A 17,703-nucleotide genomic window follows, 5' to 3' on the forward strand; every position below is an offset into this window, starting at 1 on the left:
GTGCGGAGGGTCAGACCGCTGCCTTCTTCAGGCGGCGGCGCTCTCTTTCGGACAGCCCGCCCCAGATGCCGAATCGCTCGTCGTTGGCGAGGGCGTACTCAAGGCATTCGGAACGGACCTCGCAGGCGAGGCAGACCTTCTTGGCTTCGCGGGTGGAGCCGCCCTTCTCGGGAAAGAAGGATTCGGGGTCGGTCTGGGCGCACAGAGCGCGCTCCTGCCATCCGAGCTCCTCGTCCGCCTCCTCGACCAGCAGTTCCTGAAACAGCTCGGTCATGTGCGCCCCTCGCTCTGTCTGTGCGTCCCCGTGGTGTTGCCGTTACCGATCGCCGGGTAACGACACGAGTGAAATTACAAGTGCGTGGCTTCTGCCCAGTCAAGCCGAGATCTGCTATTGGGCGCCTTATTCACTCTGCGGAACCAAGCCTATACAGAAAGTGTTCATATCGGCAAAAATCGTGACAGAAGCCACCGACCTCGCGGCGGGCGGCGCCCTCCCCCTGGGCGACGCGTCACTCCGTGGAGGGGTTGCAATCCAGCCGAAGATGCGGCGCGGATCACATTCCGGTCACGACTTGGCGTCGGCAGGTTTGAGAGCGGCTCCCACCGGGGGGCGTGCAGCGGCACATGCCCCGGACCGGCCTGCACAAACCTTTCTCCGCGGACAGTAACCGGATGAGGTGAAACTTTTCCCGCAATCCGGACATTGGGTTGACAGTCAGGCCCTCGGCCCGGTCTCCTTGTCTGCATGTCAGCGCCCGCAGCCACCACCCGGACCCCCATTCGTGGGTTCCTGTGCGCTGCCCAGGTTCGCTGTTGCTGTTGCAGCTGTTGATGCCCTCGGAGCCCCCGGCTCCCCCGAGCACCGGCTCTCCCCCCACAGCAACCGCCCCGCACGACTGACATCCGTCGAGGACACCCCCACGATGAACAGCGCCCCCGCTTCCACCGTCGCCGCCCCCCGCACCGAAGCCGTCGTACCCGTCGAGGCCGCCGCCCCCGCCCCCGTCGAGAGCGACCTGCAGATCGCCGGCGACATCCTCGCCGTCCAGCACCTGCTCCAGCCCGCCCGCGAACACCCGGCCACCGTCGCCGAGTTCGCCGGTCTCGCCCGCTCCATCGCCGAGGACCGCGCGAGCTGGGAGCACCTGGTCCAGTACGACGCCACCACCCGCTGGTACCACCGCCTGCGCACCGGCCCCGGCTACGAGGTCTGGCTGCTCAGCTGGGTCCCCGGCCAGGGCAGCGGCCTCCACGACCACGGCGCCTCCTCCGGCGTCCTCACCGTCCTCGACGGCGAGCTCACCGAGCACACCCCCCGCGGCCGCCTCACCCACCGTGCCGGCGCCCAGCGGGTCTTCGCCCCCGGCTACGCCCACGAGGTCGTCAACGACGCCCTCGAAGGAGCGGTCAGCCTGCACGTCTACTTCCCCGGCCTGACCGAGATGCCGATGCACAGCTGCTCCCCGGCCCACCGCGCGCACGTGTCCGCCTGACAGACTGCGCTGCATGCGCATTGTTGTTCTGGCCGGCGGTATCGGCGGCGCCCGTTTCCTCCGCGGACTCCGGTCGGCTGTCCCCGACGCGGAGATCACCGTCATCGGCAACACCGGTGACGACATCCACCTGTTCGGGCTGAAGGTGTGCCCCGACCTGGACACCGTGATGTACACCCTCGGCGGTGGCATCAACGAGGACCAGGGCTGGGGCCGCACCGACGAGTCCTTCACCGTCAAGGAGGAACTCGCGGCGTACGGGGTCGGACCCTCCTGGTTCGGCCTCGGCGACCGCGACTTCGCCACCCACATCGTCCGCACCCAGATGATCGACGCCGGCTACCCGCTCAGCGCCGTCACCGAGGCCCTCTGCGACCGCTGGCAGCCCGGCGTCCGCCTGCTGCCCATGTCCGACGACCGCGTCGAGACGCACGTCGCCGTCAACGACCCCGACACCGGCGAACGCCGCGTCATCCACTTCCAGGAGTACTGGGTCAGGCTCCGCGCCTCCCTCGACGCCGAAGCCGTCGTCCCCGTCGGCGCCGAACAGGCCAAGCCCGCACCCGGCGTCCTGGAGGCCATCGCCGCCGCGGACGTCATCCTCTTCCCGCCGTCCAACCCCGTCGTCTCCATCGGCACGATCCTCGCCGTCCCCGGCATCCGCGAAGCCGTCGCCCGGGCCGCGGCCCCCGTCGTCGGCCTCTCCCCCATCGTCGGCGGGGCACCCGTACGCGGCATGGCCGACAAGGTCCTCGCGGCGGTGGGCGTGGAGTCCACGGCCTCCGCCGTCGCCCTCCACTACGGCTCCGAGCTCCTCGACGGCTGGCTCGTCGACACCGCCGACGCCGACGCCGTCGCCGCCGTCACCGCCGCCGGCATCCCCTGCCGGGCCGTGCCGCTGATGATGACCGACCCGGACGCCACCGCCGCCATGGCCCGCGCCGCGCTCGAACTCGCCGCCGAGCAGGCCCGGTGACCAGCCCGTCGTACGAGGTGCGCGCCCTGCCCGGGCTCCCCGAGGTCCGGCCCGGCGACGACCTCGCCCGGCTGATCGCCGACGCCGCGCCCGACCTGCGCGACGGGGACGTCCTGCTCGTCACCTCGAAGATAGTGTCGAAGGCGGAGGGGCGGATCGTACGGGCCGACTCCCGCGAGGAGGCCATCGACGCCGAGACCGTACGGGTCGTCGCGCGCCGGGGTGCGCTGCGGATCGTCGAGAACCGCCAGGGCCTGGTCATGGCGGCGGCCGGGGTCGACGCCTCGAACACCGAACCCGGCACCGTCCTGCTGCTGCCCGAGGACCCCGACGCCTCGGCGGCCGCCCTCCGGGACGGGCTGCGGGCCCTGCTCTCCGTCGACGTGGGCGTCGTCGTCACCGACACCTTCGGCCGGCCCTGGCGCGCCGGGCTCACCGACGTCGCCATCGGCGCGGCCGGGGTCCGCGTCCTGGACGACCTGCGCGGCGGCACCGACGCCCGGGGCAACCCGCTGAGCGCGACGATAGTGGCGACCGCCGACGAACTCGCCGGCGCCGGCGACCTGGTCAAGGGCAAGGCGGCCGGCCTGCCGGTGGCGGTCGTCCGGGGACTGGGGCACCTGGTGGGCGGCGCCTCCTCGGCCCGCGACCTGGTCCGCGCCCCCGCCGAGGACATGTTCCGGCTGGGCACGTCGGAAGCGGTACGGGAAGCCGTCACCCAGCGCCGTACCGTCCGGGCCTTCACCGACGAGCCGGTCGACCCCGGCGCGGTGCGCCGCGCGGTGGCGGCGGCGCTCACGGCCCCGGCACCGCACCACACGACGCCCTGGCGGTTCGTCCTGCTGGAGTCGGCGGCCGCACGGCGGGAGCTGCTCGACGCGATGCGGGACGCGTGGATCGCGGACCTGCGCGGCGACGGCAAGTCCGAGGAGTCCATCGCGAAGCGCGTCCGGCGCGGCGACGTCCTGCGGGGCGCCCCTTACCTGGTGGTGCCGTGCATGGTCACGGACGGCTCGCACACCTACGGGCACGCGCGGCGGGACGCGGCCGAGCGGGAGATGTTCGTCGTCGCGACGGGCGCGGGCGTGCAGAACTTCCTGGTCGCGCTGGCCGGGGAACGGCTGGGCTCGGCGTGGGTGTCCTCGACGATGTTCTGCCGGGACGTGGTGCGCAAGGTGCTGGGACTGCCGGAGGGGTGGGAGCCGATGGGCGCCGTCGCGGTGGGCCACCCGGCCGGACCCCCGGCGGAGCGGGCGGCGCGGCCGGTGGAGGACTTCGTCGAGGTGCGGTAGTCCCGTCTCGGGGGCGGGTGGTCCCGTCCCGCTGGTCAGATGCGGCTGATGTCGCTGCGGTACATGCGGGGCGCGCGGCGGGGCGGGGTGTGGCCCGCCAGGAGGATGAGGCGGGCCGCGCGGTGGCGCTGGCCCGCGTACGGGGCGAGGAGCTCCAGCATCTCGGCGTCGTCGGCGTCGCGGTTGCCCGTGAGGGCGTAGCCGATGATGCCGGGGAGGTGCAGGTCGCCGGTGGTGACGGCGTCCGGCGCGCCGTTGCTGCGCTGGAGGGTCTCGGCGGAGGTCCACGGGCCGATCCCGGGCACGGCCTCCAGCCGGGCGGCCGCCTGCGGCAGCTCCATCGCGGCGGCCTCCTCCAGCCGCGCCGCCACGCGGGCGGCCCGCACGATGGTGTCGGAACGCTTCAGGTCCACCCCGGCGCGGTGCCAGTCCCAGGAGGGGATCAGCGCCCAGGCCCGGGCGGAGGGCATCACGTACAGGTCGGGCCCGCCGGCCGGGCCCGGGGCCGGCTCGCCGTGCCGCAGGACCAGCCGGCGCCAGGAGCGGTAGGCCTCGTCCGAGGTGACCTTCTGCTCCAGGACGGTCGGGATCAGCGACTCCAGGACCAGCCCGGTACGGGTCAGGCGCAGGCCGGGGCGGCGGCGGTGGCTGGAGTGCACGAGGCGGTGGCGGGGCACGAAGGCGGCGGGGTCGTCGTCGGCGCCGAGCAGCACGGGCAGCCCGTCGAGCACCCAGTCGGCCCCGGGCCCCCACGCCTCGGCCTCCACCCCGTCCGGGGTGAGCGAGACCCGGAGGCCGGCGGGGCCGGCGGGCGTCCGGGTGCCCCGCCAGACGGAGCCGTCGGGGGTGGTGCGGAAGGTGGGGTCGCCGGGACCCCGGCGGAGGGGGCCGAGGACCAGCCCGAGGTCGACGGGCCCGCCGGGCCGCCAGAGTCGGCGCGTCCCCCCGCCGGCGACCGCGCCCCGCCCGGCGGGCACGGGCGTCCGCCCGGCCCGGAGATCGGTACGGGTCGGGGGATCGAATCGGCCGGCCATGCTTCGAGGGTAGCGGCGGCGTCCGACAACCCGCCCCGCCCCGGCCCCGGCCGGCGGACCGGAACCGGGGGCGGGCCTTCGGTGGCTCCTACCTTCCCTGGAGCTTCGCCGAGGCGGTGCGGGTGGGCGGGAGCTGGTTGTAGAGGAGGCGGCCCGGGCATTCCGTGGCGAAGCCGTCGCGGTGGCCCGAGATGACGTTCAGCTTGACGTTGGTGCCCTTCTTGTACAGGTTCCCGCCACCCGACCTCAGGGTGGTCTTGGCCCGGGGGTCCGCCCCGAAGAGGCCGAGCTTCCAGGCCGTGAGGCGGGCCACCGCGTCCACCGCCGCCTTCGGCGGGGCCGTGGAGGTGTAGGTGCCGATCACGGCGACGCCCATGCTGTCGGCGTTGAAGCCCATGGTGTGCGCGCCGAGCACCGGCTTGGTGACCCCGCCCGCCCGGCCCTCGTAGACCGTTCCGCACTTGTCGACGGCGAAGTTGTAGCCGAAGTCCCGCCAGCCCTCGCTGACCACGTGGTAGCGGTAGAGGCTGCGCAGCACCGCCGGGGCGTCCTTGCAGGCGTAGTTGTTGCCGGAGGCGGTGTGGTGGACGAAGGCCGCCTTGACCGTGCTCGTGTAGACGAAGCCCGGTTCGCGCAGGGACTCGTCCGCGCCCCAGCCGCGCCGGGTGACGATCCGCGGGCGCGGGCCGATGTAGGGGCGGGCGGCGGCGGTGAGCTCGCCGTCGGCGGCGAGGACGGCGTCGGCGGTGGAGTCGGCCTTGTCGAGGGCGCTGATCTCCAGCGCGCCGAGCGGGGCGTGCGGGACGTTGGCCGAGGAGGATTCCGACGCCTCCATGGACATCGCCGGCAGGGTGGCGGCGATGTCGCCCTTGTCGTCGTCCGGGGGGAGGTGGGACGGGGTCGGGAGCGCGCCGTTCTTGCCGTCCGCGGCGGACGGCGGGTGGGCCGCGCCCGCGCCCGGGTCGACGAGTTCGAGGCGCAGCCCCGAGGGGAGGCGGCCCGGGCGGGCGGCGGCGCGGGGGCCGGTGGCGGTGTTCTCCGCCTGGACGCGGACTTCGACGCCGTCGGACGGGCCGACCCACAGGGGGGCGGTGGCGCCGCGGAGGCGGCCGGTGCCGCGTTCCACCGCGTCGGGGTCGGCGGCGTGTTCGCCGTTGTGGGTGTCCACGTCCTGCCAGCCGGACCAGGCCCGGGTGGCGACGGAGCGGGTACGGACCTGGACCCGGCCGCCGAGTTCGGCGGCGGCGTCGTCCCAGACGACCCCGACGAGCGAGAACGTCGTGACGTCGCGCGGGGCCAGGCCCCGGGTCTCGGCCGGGTCCGGTGAGGTGCTCATGCCGGGTACGCCGGGGATCCGGGCGGCGGTGGAGGGGCCGAGGGGGACGAGGGGCAGTGACTGGGTGGACCCCGGGGCGACGGGGACCGCCTCGGCCAGGGCCGGAGTGGAGAGCGTGAGCGGCACCGCCAGGGCGGCGGCCGTCACGACACCGATCGAGGAAGCAAGGAATCCGCGCATGGAAGCGATGCTGGGCACAGCCTCCACGAAGCGCCATCGGAGAACTGACGGACCGTCCGACGGCGCGCCGGGCGCGGCTCCCCTGGACGGACGAGCCGCCGCCCCCCGTACGGGGGAGGGCGCCGCGTACGCTGGGGCGGGTGAACGCCACTGACCGCACCCCTGCCGACCTGCTGCGATCCGCGCTCGCCGCCGATCCGGGCCGCCCGCTCGTCACCTTCTACGACGACGCCACGGGCGAGCGCGTCGAATTGTCCGTCGCCACCTTCGCCAATTGGGTGGCCAAGACCGCCAATCTGCTCCAGGGCGACCTGGGCGCCGAGCCGGGCGACCGGCTGGCGCTGTTGCTGCCCGCGCACTGGCAGAGCGCCGTGTGGCTGCTCGCGTGCGCCTCGGTCGGGGTGGTCGTGGAGATCGGCGGGGACCCCGCCGACGCCGATCTGGTGGTGAGCGGGCCCGACACGCTGGAGAAGGCGCGGGCCTGCTCCGGTGAGCGGATCGCGCTGGCGCTGCGTCCGCTGGGCGGGCGGTTCCCGCAGCCGCCGGCCGGGTTCGCGGACTACGCGGTGGAGGTGCCGGGGCAGGGCGACCGGTTCGCCCCCTTCGTCCCCGTGGACGCGGACGGGCCGGGGCTGGTGGTCGGCGGCGCGGAGCTGTCGTACGCGGCGCTGGTGGAGCGGGCCCGGGAGGACGCGGCGAAGCGGGGGCTGGGCGAGGGCGCCCGGGTGCTGTCCGGGCTGGACTTCGACGGCTGGGAGGGGCTGTCGGCGGGCCTGTACGGGCCGCTGGCCGCGGGCGGCTCGGTGGTGCTGTGCCGCAACCTGGACCGGCTGGCGCCGGAGGCGCTGGCCCAGCGCGTGGAGAGCGAGCGCGTCACCCACACCGTCTAGGCCGTCTCTTTCGGATCTTGCCGGTCAAGCCCGCGTCGTCCGGTGCCGTGCATCGCCGCCTTGGCGGGGCGCCGCCGTACTGGACGTACTTGGTGCCCCGCCAAGGCGCCGAGGTGCGGTGCCGGGCGGCGCGGGTCAGGCAAGATCCGGAAGAGACGGCCTAGGCCGCCCCCTCCTCATCTCGCCTCGCCCGCGCGGCCCGGTCCCGGCGATTTGTCACCCGCATGGGTCTAGACAGCCCCCCGCCCCCGGGCCGCCCACCCCGCCGGGGGCGAGGATCGCAGCAGGCCGTGCTCACCCGTACGGCCCGCTGCCGGTGCGGTGGAGCCGTGGCCGGCACGGCGAGGGGACGGTGCGCGAGTGAGGGACGGCGCGGGCATACCGGACGGCGGCGCGGGAGCGGACGCGCACGCCGGAGCGAGCACGGGCGCGGGCGCGGGAACGCCCCCGCGCGGCCGTCGGCGGCGCCGGCTGCTGCGCTGGATCGGGCTCGGGGCCGTCCTGCTGGTCCTCGCGGGGACGGCGGCGGGCTGGTGGCTGTACGCCAAGCTCGACGGGAACATCACCGAGGACACCTCGGCGGCGGCCGAGCTGCGCCGCTACGACCGCGAGCGCCCGGCGCACTTCGCCTCGGGCGCCCAGAACATCCTGCTGATCGGCTCGGACTCGCGCGCCGGCTCGGGCAACGCGGGCTACGGGCAGGACGGGGGCACCCAGCGCTCGGACACCACGATCCTGCTGCACCTGCCGGCGGACCGGCGCAGTGCGACGGCGGTGTCGATCCCCCGGGACCTGATGACGGAGGTCCCGGAGTGCCTGGGGGCGGACGGCTCCCGCACCGGGGACCGGTTCGCGCAGTTCAACTGGGCCTTCCAGTGGGGCGGGGCCGCCTGCACGATCCGTACGGTCGAGAAGATGACCGGGATCCGCGTCGACCACCACATGGTGGTGGACTTCGGCGGGTTCAAGAAGATGGTCGACGCGGTCGGCGGCGTGGAGGTCTGCCTGAGGCGGCCGGTGGACGACGCCGAGGCGCACGTGCGGCTGCCGGCGGGCCGGCAGGTGCTGCACGGGGAGCAGGCGCTCGGTTTCGTCCGGGCCCGCTACAGCCTGGGCGACGGCAGCGACACCGAACGGATGGAGCGCCAACAGCAGTTTCTGGGCTCGCTGTGGGAGAAGGTGAGCAGCAACGGGGTGCTGCTGAATCCGGGCCGGCTGTATCCGCTGCTGGACGCGGCGACCTCCTCGGTGACCACCGACCCGGGGCTGGCGTCGCTGCGGGGGCTGTACGAACTCGTACGGGGCGTACGGGACATACCGGCCGACCAGGTCAAGTTCCTGACCGTACCCCGTCGCCCGTACGCGGCGGATCCGAACCGGGACGAGCTGGTGGAGCCGGACGCGGCCCGGCTCTTCGAGCGGCTGCGGGCGGACCGGCCCGTGGCGGTGACCACGCCGGCGGTGTCGCCGAGCCCGGATCCGGAGCCCGCGGGTGCGCCCCGCGCGAGTTCCGGGGAGGGTTCGGGCGGGCCTTCGCCGACGGGAAGCGGAACCTCTTCGGCGCCCACACCCGCCCCCACCTTCACAGGAACCACGGCGGGCACGGTCGACTGCCGGTAAAGCAATCCAAAAGCCGCCCGCCCAACCGAGCCGGATGGGCGCTTTGGCCCGTTATAGGGGGAGTGGATTTTGTCACCAACATGGTTTGCGGCTGACCTGGCCGGATAAGGTGAGCGATCCGGTGCACCGGCTGCGAAGAGGCCGTGCACCAGCAGCCGGATCGTTGACCGCGCGCCTGGGGGGAGGCGCGTCGCGAAGCACCGACGGAGGATTCGAGCAACCGTGGATGCGCAAAGCCGTGGGCGGGCGGACGAGATCGACCCCGCCGACCAGTGGGTCCTCAATCCCCGCACTGGCAACTACGAACTGCAACTGGGCCGTTCCGCTGCGCAGCAGCGTTCCGCCCCCGCCCCCCGCAGATCCCGCAGATCGTCCGCCTCCACGGCCGCCCCGGCTCCGGCCGCCCCCTCCCCCGCCGTCCCCAAGCCCCGCCGCGGCGAGGGGCCGCCCGGCGGGCGCCGCGGCGGCGACCGCTCCCGCAAGGGCGGCGGCCCGAGCCGGCGCAAGCGGCTGCTCACGGTCACCGGCGGCACCCTGGCGTTCCTGCTGGTGGGCGGCGGCGTCGGCTCGTACCTCTACTACCAGCACCTGAACGGCAACCTGAACGTCATCGACACCGGTGGTGCGGGCGGCGGGTTCAAGAAGGACCAGCCGATCAACGTCCTGGTGATCGGCACGGACAAGCGCAGCGGCAAGGGCAACGAGGGCTACGGGGACGCCGAGAGCGTCGGCCACGCCGACACCACGATCCTCTTCCACGTCTCCAAGGACCGCAGCAACGCGACCGCGCTGTCCATCCCGCGCGACCTGATCACCGACATCCCGTCCTGCCCGACGAAGATCGACGGCTCGGTCAAGGAGATCCCCGGCACCCGGGGCACCCGCTTCAACAACAGCCTGGGCCAGGAGGGCCGCGACCCGGGCTGCACGATGCGCACGGTCAAGCAGCTGACCGGCATCGACGTCGACAACTTCATGATGGTCGACTTCAACGCGGTGAAGAACCTGAGCACGGCGGTGGGCGGGGTGCCCGTCTGCCTCGCGAAGGACGTCAACGACCGTGATTCGAAGCTGAACCTGAAGGCGGGCGAGCACCGGCTGGAGGGCGAGCAGGCGCTGGCCTTCGTCCGGACGCGGCACTCCTTCGGCAACGAGAGCGACCTGGACCGGATCAAGACCCAGCAGCAGTTCCTGGGTTCGATGATGCGTGAGATGAAGTCCAAGGAGACGCTGACCAGTCCGAAGAAGTTCTTCTCGCTGGCGGAGGCGGCGACGAAGTCGCTGACCGTGGACCAGGGGCTGGGCTCGATCGGCAAGCTCACCGCGCTCGCGGGCGAGTTGAAGGACATCAACCCGAAGAACGTCACGTTCACGACGCTGCCGGTGGTCGACAACCCGAACGAGCCGGCGAACCGCAAGGCGACCGTGGTCGTGAACTCCGCGCAGGCGGACCCGCTCCTGCAGATGATCCGCGGGGACGTGTCCCTGACGGCGGTCGAGAAGAAGGAGCAGGCCGCCAAGGACGCGGCCGAGGCCGACGCCAAGAACAAGCAGGACGCGCTGCTCCAGGGGAACCGCGCTCCCGCCGGGGACGTCCGGGTGGACGTGTACAACGGCGGCGGGCCTCCCGGATCCGCCTCCACCACCCTGACGTGGCTGCAGAACGCCAAGGGCGTCTACAAGTCCGGCAACCACGGCAACGCCTCGGCGCGGCTGGCCGCCACGCAGCTGGAGTACGCGCCCAACCAGGCCGACCAGGCCCGGGCACTGGCCGACATGATGGGCCTGCCGGCCTCGGCCCTGAAGCCCGGCGCGGTCGACGCCGGGCCCAGGACCCCGATGAAGCTGACCCTGGGCTCCGACTTCAAGGAGCCCGGCACGCCGCTCGGCGCGGCGGCCCCGCAGCAGGCCCCGGACGGGGTCCAGCGGGTGGAGGCCGACAAGGCGGTCTGCGCCAAGTGAGCGGCCGCGCCGGCCGACGCCGATGTCCGGCGCGGCCCAGCAGGAGCGGGCGGCGGCGCTTAGGCCGCCCGCCGATCGTCCACAGACCGCCTGGGGGCGGTAGCCGGCAGGGCCGGCACGACACCGACCAGTGAAGAAATCTTGAGGGGGGTACGCGTGGTGCACAGCAGCGTGCGGGGGGAGGGGGCGCCCGAGCAGGCCGCCGACGGCATATCCGGCGGCGGCGAGAAGAAGGCGTCCGCCACGGTGCCCCCACCCCGGGACGGTTCGGGCGGCGGCGCCCGGCCCCCGGGTGGCGGTGTCCCCGCCCGCCGGCGCCGCCGGCGGGTGCTGTTCTGGGTGGCGTCCGTCCTGGCGTTCCTGATCCTGGGGACCTCGGCGGCCGGGTACCTCTACTACAACCACCTCAACGGCAACATCCGCAGCGGCCAGCGCCTGAGCGGTGACAGCGGCGTGGAGAAGACCCATGCCAACGCCAAGGGCCAGCGGCCGCTGAACATCCTGCTGATCGGCTCCGACAGCCGCAACAAGCCGGAGAACGTGGAACTCGGCGGCAGCCGCGACACCGTGGGGAACCCGCCGCTCGCGGACGTGCAGATGCTGCTGCACGTGTCGGCGGACCGGGAGAACGCCTCGGTCGTGAGCATTCCGCGCGACACCCGGGTCGACATACCCGAGTGCACGGATCCCAAGACCGGCGAGAAGTTCAAGAAGACCAACGCGATGATCAACGAGTCGCTCGGCCGCGGCGGCCCCGGCTGCACCCTGGCCACCTGGGAGAAGCTGACCAACGTCTACATCGACCACTGGATGATGATCGACTTCTCCGGTGTGGTGAAGATGGCCGACGCGATCGGCGGCGTCCCCGTCTGCGTCAAGGACAACGTCTGGGACCGGCCCCTGCCCACCTCCGGCGGCGGCTCCGGCCTCAAGCTCCAGAAGGGCACGACCCGAGTCAAGGGCGAGCAGGCGCTCCAGTGGCTGCGCACCCGGCACGCGTTCAGCAGTGACCTGGGCCGTGCGCAGGCCCAGCACATGTACATGAACTCGATGATGCGCGAGCTGAAGAGCCAGAACGCGTTCACCGACGTCGGCCGGATCACGGACCTGGCGGAGGCGGGCACCAAGGCCCTGGAGGTCTCCGAGGAGATCGGTTCGGTCAAGAGGCTCTACAACCTGGCCATGCAGCTCAAGGACGTCCCGACCAACCGCATCACGATGACGACGATGCCGACGTTCCAGGACCCGCGGGACGAGGACCGGCTGATCGTGAACCAGCCGGACGCCGAAAAGCTGTGGACGATGCTCCGCAAGGACATCGCGTTCGACAAGAACGGCGAGCCGCAGGCCGCGCAGAGTCCGGCGGCCCCGCAGCCCTCCGCGGGCGCCTCGCAGCCCGCGCCGGCCGGTTCGCAGCCGGCGGCCCCGGCCGGCCAGGTGCCGTCCAAGGTTCCGGGCACCGCCCCCGACAAGATCGCCGTCAGCGTGGTCAACGGCACCGCGGCCGGTCAGCCGCTGACGCCCCACCGGGCGAACGCCATCGCGGACGTCCTGGTCTCCAAGGGCTTCACCGGGGCCAAGGCGGACACCGCGCTGATCCCGGAGAAGACCACCGTGGTGCGCTACCCGACGCCGGACCTGGCGGACGAGGCGCAGAACGTGGCCGCGTCGCTGGGCATCCCCACCACGGCGGTGCAGCAGTCGGCCGACGTCTCCAAGATCACCCTGATCGTGGGCGCGGACTGGCGCGAGGGCAACGCCTTCCCGGCCCAGACCCCGCCGGCGGCCGGGTCGATCCCGGACTCCGCCGACGCGATCAACGGTTCGGACACCGGCGCCTGCATGGAGGTCTACAAGCCGTACCGCTGGTAGCGGAGGCTCGGCCGCAAACGCGAAGGGGTGGCCCGGTCCGTACGGACCGGGCCACCCCTTCGCGTGGTGCCTCAGACCTCGGCCGGGTCGCGGCGCGCCGACGGGCGGCGGCTGGCGATGACCTTCCGGGCGAGCGCGCGCGGGCTGGTGAGGTAGCCGTAGCCCCAGGACATGTGCATGGTCGCCAGCGCCACGGGGATCCGCGCCCGCGCCGTGAGCGACAGCCCCTTGCCCGCCGGGACGGACCCGGCGGTGATCGCCGCGAGGTAGCCGGCCGGGACGGCGAACGCCCACGGGGTGACGGCCACGCCCGCGACGACGCCGGCCGCGATGGCGCAGACGGCGGTCGGCGGGGCCAGGTAGCGCAGGTTGATGGAGCCGGAGTGGTAGCGGGCCACCACGTGGCGCCAGCGGCCGTAGTCCTTGTACTGCTTGGCCAGGGCCCGTACGGAGGGGCGCGGGCGGTACTGGACCTTCAGCTCCGGCGAGAACCAGATCAGGCCGCCGGCCTCGCGGATGCGGAAGTTCAGCTCCCAGTCCTGGGCGCGGATGAACTCCTCGTTGTAGCCGCCCTGCTGTTCGAGGGCCTCGCGGCGGAAGACGCCGAGGTAGACGGTGTCGGCGGGGCCGGCCTCGCCGCCGGTGTGGAAGGCCGCGTTGCCGACGCCGATCTTCGAGGTCATCGCGGCGGCGACGGCGTCCTCCCAGGCGTTCTCGCCCTCGGCGTGCATGATGCCGCCGACGTTCTGCGCGCCGGTCTCCTCCAGGAGGCGGACGGCGGTGGCGATGTAGTTCGGGGAGAGCATGCCGTGGCCGTCGACGCGGACGACGATCGGGTGGCGGGAGGCCTTGATCGCGGCGTTGAGGGCGGCGGGGGTGCGTCCGGTGGGGTTGGGGACGGTGTGGACGCGGGGGTCTTCTCGTACGAGCTCGGCGGCGATCTCGTCGGTGCGGTCCGTGGACGGCCCGAGCGCGATCACCACCTCCATCTCGCCTGCGTACTCCTGTCCGAGGATGTGCCGGACGGAGTCGCGCAGGTGGCGCTCCTCGTTCAGCACCGGCATGATCACCGAGACTGCGGGCTGCTGGGCGGGCATGGCGTCCTTCACGGTCGGGTATCGGTGTCACGTTACCGCGTACGGGGGAAACGGGTGCGCGGCGGACGGGCGGTACGGACAGACGCTGATCGTATGGGCCTACTGTTCCGATGAATCTGCCCGACGTACCGGGAGGTGTCCCCCGTGCCCCAGCCGCACCGTCCCACCCGGCCCGCCGGGCCGGCCCAGCCGCAGCGCGCACGCAAGGGCGGCGGACGCGGCGGGACGGCCCGCGGCCGGCGCGACCGGCCCCGGTGGGGCGTGCGGATCGCGGCCGGGATCTCCCTGGTGGTCCTGGGCTCCGGCGCCGTCGGGCACGCCGTGATGACCGGTCTGGACACCGGCATCGACCGGGTGGACCCCTTCAAGGACATGAAGAACCGCCCCCAGGCCGGGCACGGGGTGAACTTCCTGCTGGTCGGCACCGACGGCCGGGACAAGATCACCCCGGAGGAGAAGCGCGAGTACCGCCTCGGCGGGGAGCCCTGCCACTGCACGGACACGATCATGCTGGTGCACCTCTCCGCCGACCGGCAGCGGGCGAGCGTGGTCAGCCTGCCCCGCGACAGCTACGCCGAGCTCCCCGCCCACCAGGACCCGGACACCGGCAAGCCCCACCGGCCCCACCCCGTGAAGCTCAACGCCGCCTACGCCGAGGGCGGCCCCAACCTCACCGTGCGGACCGTCGAGGCCATGACCCGGGTCAAGATCGACCACTACCTGGAGGTCGACTTCACCAGCTTCATGCGCACCGTCGACGCGATGGGCGGCGTCGAGATCTGCACCGTCAGGGCCCTCGACGACCAGAACACCGGCCTGCACCTGCTGCCCGGCACCCACCGCCTCACCGGCGGCCAGGCCCTCCAGTACGTCCGCTCCCGCCACGTCGACGGGGCCTCCGACCTGGGCCGGATGCAGCGTCAGCAGCGGTTCGTCGCGGCCCTGATCAAGCAGGCCACCGGTGGCGGGGTGCTGCTCAACCCGGTGAAGTTCAAGGAGGTCAGCTCCACCCTGCTGGGCTCGGTCCGCGCCGACAAGGACTTCGGCTCCGAGCAGATGCTGGCGCTCGGGCAGGCCATGCGCGCCTTCACCCCCTCCTCGTCCGAGTTCGCCTCCGTCCCGATCGGGGACGCCGCGTACCCGGTCAAGGGCATCGGGTCGACCGTCAAGTGGGACGAGCACAAGGCCGCCCGGCTCTTCGAGTCCCTGCGCGAGGACCGCCCGCTGGCCCCGCCCCGCCCCGGCCCGCCCGGCGGCGCCGCCGCGGCCGCCGGCCGGCCCGCGGCCGGGGCGGCGCCGACGGCCGTCCCGGTGGACGTGCCGCCGCAGCAGATCCGGGTGCAGGTGGAGAACGGCACGCGGATCGACGGGCTCGGCGGACGGGTCGACTCCGCCCTGCGCGCCACCGGCTTCGACACCACCGGCACCCCGGCCGGCGGCGCCCGCCGCGACGTCCGGCGCACGGTGATCTCCTACGACCCGCGCTGGGACCGCTCCGCCAAGACGGTGGCCGCGGCCCTGCCCGGCAGCGAGCTGCGCGCGGTCCCCGGGCAGGGCCGGACGGTGCTGGTGATCGCCGGATCCGACTACGCCAAGGTGGTCCCGGTACGGGGCGAGGACCCCTACCAGGGCGAGGCCGCGGTGGTCACCGGCGACCAGGTGGTGTGCGGAAAGTAGCCGGCGCCCCGGGAGGGCCGGCTACTTCACCCGCTCCAGCAGGGACACGTGCAGGCCGCGCACCTCGGTCGTCCGCTCGATCCGGAAGTGGTCCTTCAGGACCTGCTTGGGGGCCGCGGGGAGCTTGTTGTACGGGTCGTGGTGGCCGTCGTCGGTGTCCCGGGTGACCAGCCAGATCCGCCGGGTGTCCCCCAGGCAGCTCTCGGGCCGGCGGCACTCCACGGGGAACAGGTCGTCGGACGCCACCGCCGAGCGCTCGGTGAAGACGTCGCGCAGCCGGATCCGGTCGGGCAGGTAGTAGGCGATCTGGTAGTCGATCATGAACACCCGCTCCTTCTTGCCCCGCGGCGGGACGAAGCCGTCGCCCGGCCGGTAGCCCTGGGCGATCACCCGGGCCGCCGCGATCCCGTCGGAGGTCTCCTTCGCCTGCTCGGTGCGCAGCTGGCGGTGGTCGGGGGCGCCGAGCAGGACCAGCGCGGCCAGCCCGGCCGCGCCGGCCGGACGGGGCCGCAGGGCGGCCAGCCCGGCGGCGGCGAGGATCGTCCAGGCGGGGACGGTGAAGAGCAGGTAGCGGTCGATGAAGTACGAGGAACTGCCCTGCGAGGCCACGAAACAGGCGGCGATCGGCACGGCTCCCAGCAGCAGCAGCTCGACGACGTGGCGCCGGCCCCGGGGCCAGGCGAGCGGCAGCAGCGCCAGCGCGGCGATGCCCAGGGCCACCAGGGGGGAGGTGAACAGGTTGTCCCAGAGCCCGGAGACGTCGCGCATGCGCGGGGTCTCGATCCAGCTGATCTGCCGGCTGACCTGCCGCCGCCCCAGCAGCACCAGCGGTACCACCGGCAGCAGCGCGGCGACGGCCGCCGCCGCGAAGGACAGCGCGGTGCGGGTGCGGCGCCCGTGCCACCACCGCAGGGCGACGATCAGCGCGTGCGGCAGCAGGACCAGCAGGGAGACCATGTGCAGCAGCCCCGACGCGGCGACCAGCGCGGCGTACCCGGCCCACCGCCGCAGCGCCGGACGCTCCAGCGCCCGCAGGAGCAGCCAGGTCGCCGCGGTCACCGTGAGCACCACGAAGGCGTACGAGCGGGCCTCGGTCCCGTACCGGGTGACGGCGGGGAGCAGCGCGAACAGCAGCCCCGCGAACACGGCGGTCCGGCGGTCGAAGAGGGCGCGGGCGATCTGCACCACGAGGGCGGCCGAACCGGCCATGGCCAGCGCCGAGGGCAGCCGGAGCATCGCGGGGGAATCACCGAAAAGGGTGACCCAGAAGTGCAGCAGCAGGTAGTAGAAACCGGAGACGGCGTCGACGTGCTGGAGCATCGCGGTCAGCTCGCCGGTGCTGCGGGAGGCGGCGTTCCAGCTGGCCAGCTCGTCGCGCCACAGCTGCGGGGTGCCGGCCCGGAAGGTGGTCACCGCGAGGGTGAGCAGCGCCGCCCACAGCCAGTCGGGCCCGGGCGGCCGCCGCCGGCCCGCGCGGGCGGGGGCCGTGGTCGCGGGGGCGTTCTGGGTGGCAGTCGGCATCAGATGGGTCTCCGCGGCAGAGCCGGTCGTGGGTGCACGGCCGTCCCTCGCGTGGGAGCCGGACGTCGACGTATCAGCATAAGGGGGTCGCCCGTAAAGCTCCCGTATGCACAAGAGGCTCCCGTATGCGCACGGTCAGTCCTCGTCCAGGCCCTCGGCGATGCGCCGCTCGCGCAGCTCCCTGATCGCCTGGCGGCGGGCGAGGCGGTGCGTGCGGCGGATCTGCGCCTCCTGGTAGCGGCGCTCGTCCTGCTCGGTCTCCGGGATCACCTGCGGGACCCGGCGGGGCTTGCCCTCGGCGTCGACCGCCGTGAAGACGAGGTAGGCGCTGCCGACCTGGGTGGCCGGGGTGGACTCGTTCCAGCGTTCCGCGAGGACCCGTACGCCGATCTCCATCGACGAGCGGCCCGTCCAGTTGACCTGCGCCCGGACGTGGACCAGGTCGCCGACCCGGACGGGGGCGAGGAAGGCCATCTCGTCCATGGAGGCGGTGACGGCGGGCCCGCCGGAGTGGCGCCCGGCCACGGCGCCGGCCGCGTCGTCCACCAGCTTCATGATCACGCCGCCGTGCACGGTGCCGAGGAGGTTGGTGTCGGCCGCGGTCATGATGTGGCTGAGGGTGGTCCGGGACGCCGAGATCGGCTTGCCCTCCGGGGCCTCCGGTATCTGTGTCATGCAGCCACCTTAAGTGCGTCCCGGAGGCATCAGGTGTGCAACAGCACCGGTACGAAGACCCCTCCGGGGTGTCCCCGG

Annotated in this window: 14 protein-coding genes; 8 read left to right on the top strand and 6 right to left on the bottom strand. The window is 73.3% G+C overall.

Annotated features, from left to right (window positions below; all coding sequences use genetic code 11):
* Positions 1 to 10 precede the first annotated feature (10 nt).
* On the bottom strand, positions 11 to 274 hold the full coding sequence (locus tag ACZ5NJ_RS33160; RefSeq protein WP_003983763.1) for a WhiB family transcriptional regulator: 264 nt from the start codon (positions 272 to 274) through the stop codon (positions 11 to 13).
* A 649-nt stretch (positions 275 to 923) separates the two neighbouring features.
* Between ACZ5NJ_RS33160 and ACZ5NJ_RS33165 the strand changes: the two genes are divergently transcribed.
* The 3 genes from ACZ5NJ_RS33165 to ACZ5NJ_RS33175 are packed head-to-tail and all read left to right on the top strand — an operon-like array spanning position 924 to position 3,761.
* Positions 924 to 1,493, top strand: a complete 570-nt coding sequence (locus tag ACZ5NJ_RS33165) for a cysteine dioxygenase (protein WP_468769882.1) — start codon at positions 924 to 926, stop codon at positions 1,491 to 1,493.
* Positions 1,494 to 1,506: 13 nt separating this feature from the next.
* Complete coding sequence (gene cofD, locus ACZ5NJ_RS33170) at positions 1,507 to 2,469, top strand: 2-phospho-L-lactate transferase (RefSeq protein WP_468769884.1); 963 nt, start codon at positions 1,507 to 1,509, stop codon at positions 2,467 to 2,469.
* Positions 2,466 to 3,761 carry a coenzyme F420-0:L-glutamate ligase gene (locus ACZ5NJ_RS33175; RefSeq protein WP_468769886.1) on the top strand — a complete coding sequence of 432 codons (1,296 nt, stop codon included), beginning with the start codon at positions 2,466 to 2,468 and terminating at the stop codon, positions 3,759 to 3,761. The genes cofD and ACZ5NJ_RS33175 overlap by 4 nt, the downstream gene beginning before the upstream one ends.
* A 35-nt stretch (positions 3,762 to 3,796) precedes the next feature.
* Here ACZ5NJ_RS33175 and ACZ5NJ_RS33180 read toward each other — a convergent pair whose 3' ends face one another.
* Positions 3,797 to 4,795 (bottom strand): DNA-3-methyladenine glycosylase family protein, encoded by a 999-nt coding sequence (locus ACZ5NJ_RS33180; protein WP_468769888.1) that lies wholly within the window; start codon positions 4,793 to 4,795, stop codon positions 3,797 to 3,799.
* A gap of 88 nt (positions 4,796 to 4,883) precedes the next feature.
* Positions 4,884 to 6,311: a peptidoglycan recognition protein family protein gene (locus tag ACZ5NJ_RS33185; protein ID WP_468769890.1), complete on the bottom strand. Its 1,428-nt coding sequence runs from the start codon at positions 6,309 to 6,311 to the stop codon at positions 4,884 to 4,886.
* A 140-nt stretch (positions 6,312 to 6,451) separates the two neighbouring features.
* Here ACZ5NJ_RS33185 and ACZ5NJ_RS33190 point away from each other — a divergent pair, with 140 nt between their 5' ends.
* The 4 genes from ACZ5NJ_RS33190 to ACZ5NJ_RS33205 all read left to right on the top strand — a co-directional run bounded on the left by ACZ5NJ_RS33190 (position 6,452) and on the right by ACZ5NJ_RS33205 (position 12,655).
* On the top strand, positions 6,452 to 7,201 hold the full coding sequence (locus ACZ5NJ_RS33190; protein ID WP_468769892.1) for a TIGR03089 family protein: 750 nt from the start codon (positions 6,452 to 6,454) through the stop codon (positions 7,199 to 7,201).
* A 360-nt stretch (positions 7,202 to 7,561) separates the two neighbouring features.
* Positions 7,562 to 8,821, top strand: a complete 1,260-nt coding sequence (locus ACZ5NJ_RS33195; RefSeq protein WP_468769894.1) for an LCP family protein — start codon at positions 7,562 to 7,564, stop codon at positions 8,819 to 8,821.
* A gap of 222 nt (positions 8,822 to 9,043) precedes the next feature.
* Complete coding sequence (locus ACZ5NJ_RS33200; protein ID WP_468769896.1) at positions 9,044 to 10,783, top strand: LCP family protein; 1,740 nt, start codon at positions 9,044 to 9,046, stop codon at positions 10,781 to 10,783.
* Between the two features lie 156 nt (positions 10,784 to 10,939).
* Positions 10,940 to 12,655: an LCP family protein gene (locus tag ACZ5NJ_RS33205; protein WP_468769898.1), complete on the top strand. Its 1,716-nt coding sequence runs from the start codon at positions 10,940 to 10,942 to the stop codon at positions 12,653 to 12,655.
* Positions 12,656 to 12,726: 71 nt separating this feature from the next.
* Here ACZ5NJ_RS33205 and ACZ5NJ_RS33210 read toward each other — a convergent pair whose 3' ends face one another.
* Positions 12,727 to 13,752: a glycosyltransferase family 2 protein gene (locus ACZ5NJ_RS33210; RefSeq protein WP_468769900.1), complete on the bottom strand. Its 1,026-nt coding sequence runs from the start codon at positions 13,750 to 13,752 to the stop codon at positions 12,727 to 12,729.
* Positions 13,753 to 13,896: 144 nt separating this feature from the next.
* On the opposite strand from ACZ5NJ_RS33210, the gene ACZ5NJ_RS33215 reads away from it, so the two are divergent.
* The gene (locus ACZ5NJ_RS33215) at positions 13,897 to 15,429 is read left to right on the top strand and encodes an LCP family protein (protein ID WP_468769902.1); all 1,533 of its coding nucleotides are present in this window, start codon (positions 13,897 to 13,899) and stop codon (positions 15,427 to 15,429) included.
* 21 nt (positions 15,430 to 15,450) lie between these two features.
* On the opposite strand, the gene ACZ5NJ_RS33220 is transcribed toward ACZ5NJ_RS33215, so the two are convergent.
* Together ACZ5NJ_RS33220 and ACZ5NJ_RS33225 are read right to left on the bottom strand one after the other, a co-directional pair.
* On the bottom strand, positions 15,451 to 16,950 hold the full coding sequence (locus ACZ5NJ_RS33220) for a glycosyltransferase family 39 protein (protein WP_468769904.1): 1,500 nt from the start codon (positions 16,948 to 16,950) through the stop codon (positions 15,451 to 15,453).
* Between the two features lie 135 nt (positions 16,951 to 17,085).
* On the bottom strand, positions 17,086 to 17,625 hold the full coding sequence (locus ACZ5NJ_RS33225) for an acyl-CoA thioesterase (protein ID WP_468769906.1): 540 nt from the start codon (positions 17,623 to 17,625) through the stop codon (positions 17,086 to 17,088).
* Positions 17,626 to 17,703: the final 78 nt, after the last annotated feature.

The sequence above is a fragment of the Streptomyces sp. NPDC032091 genome, from assembly GCF_055580265.1.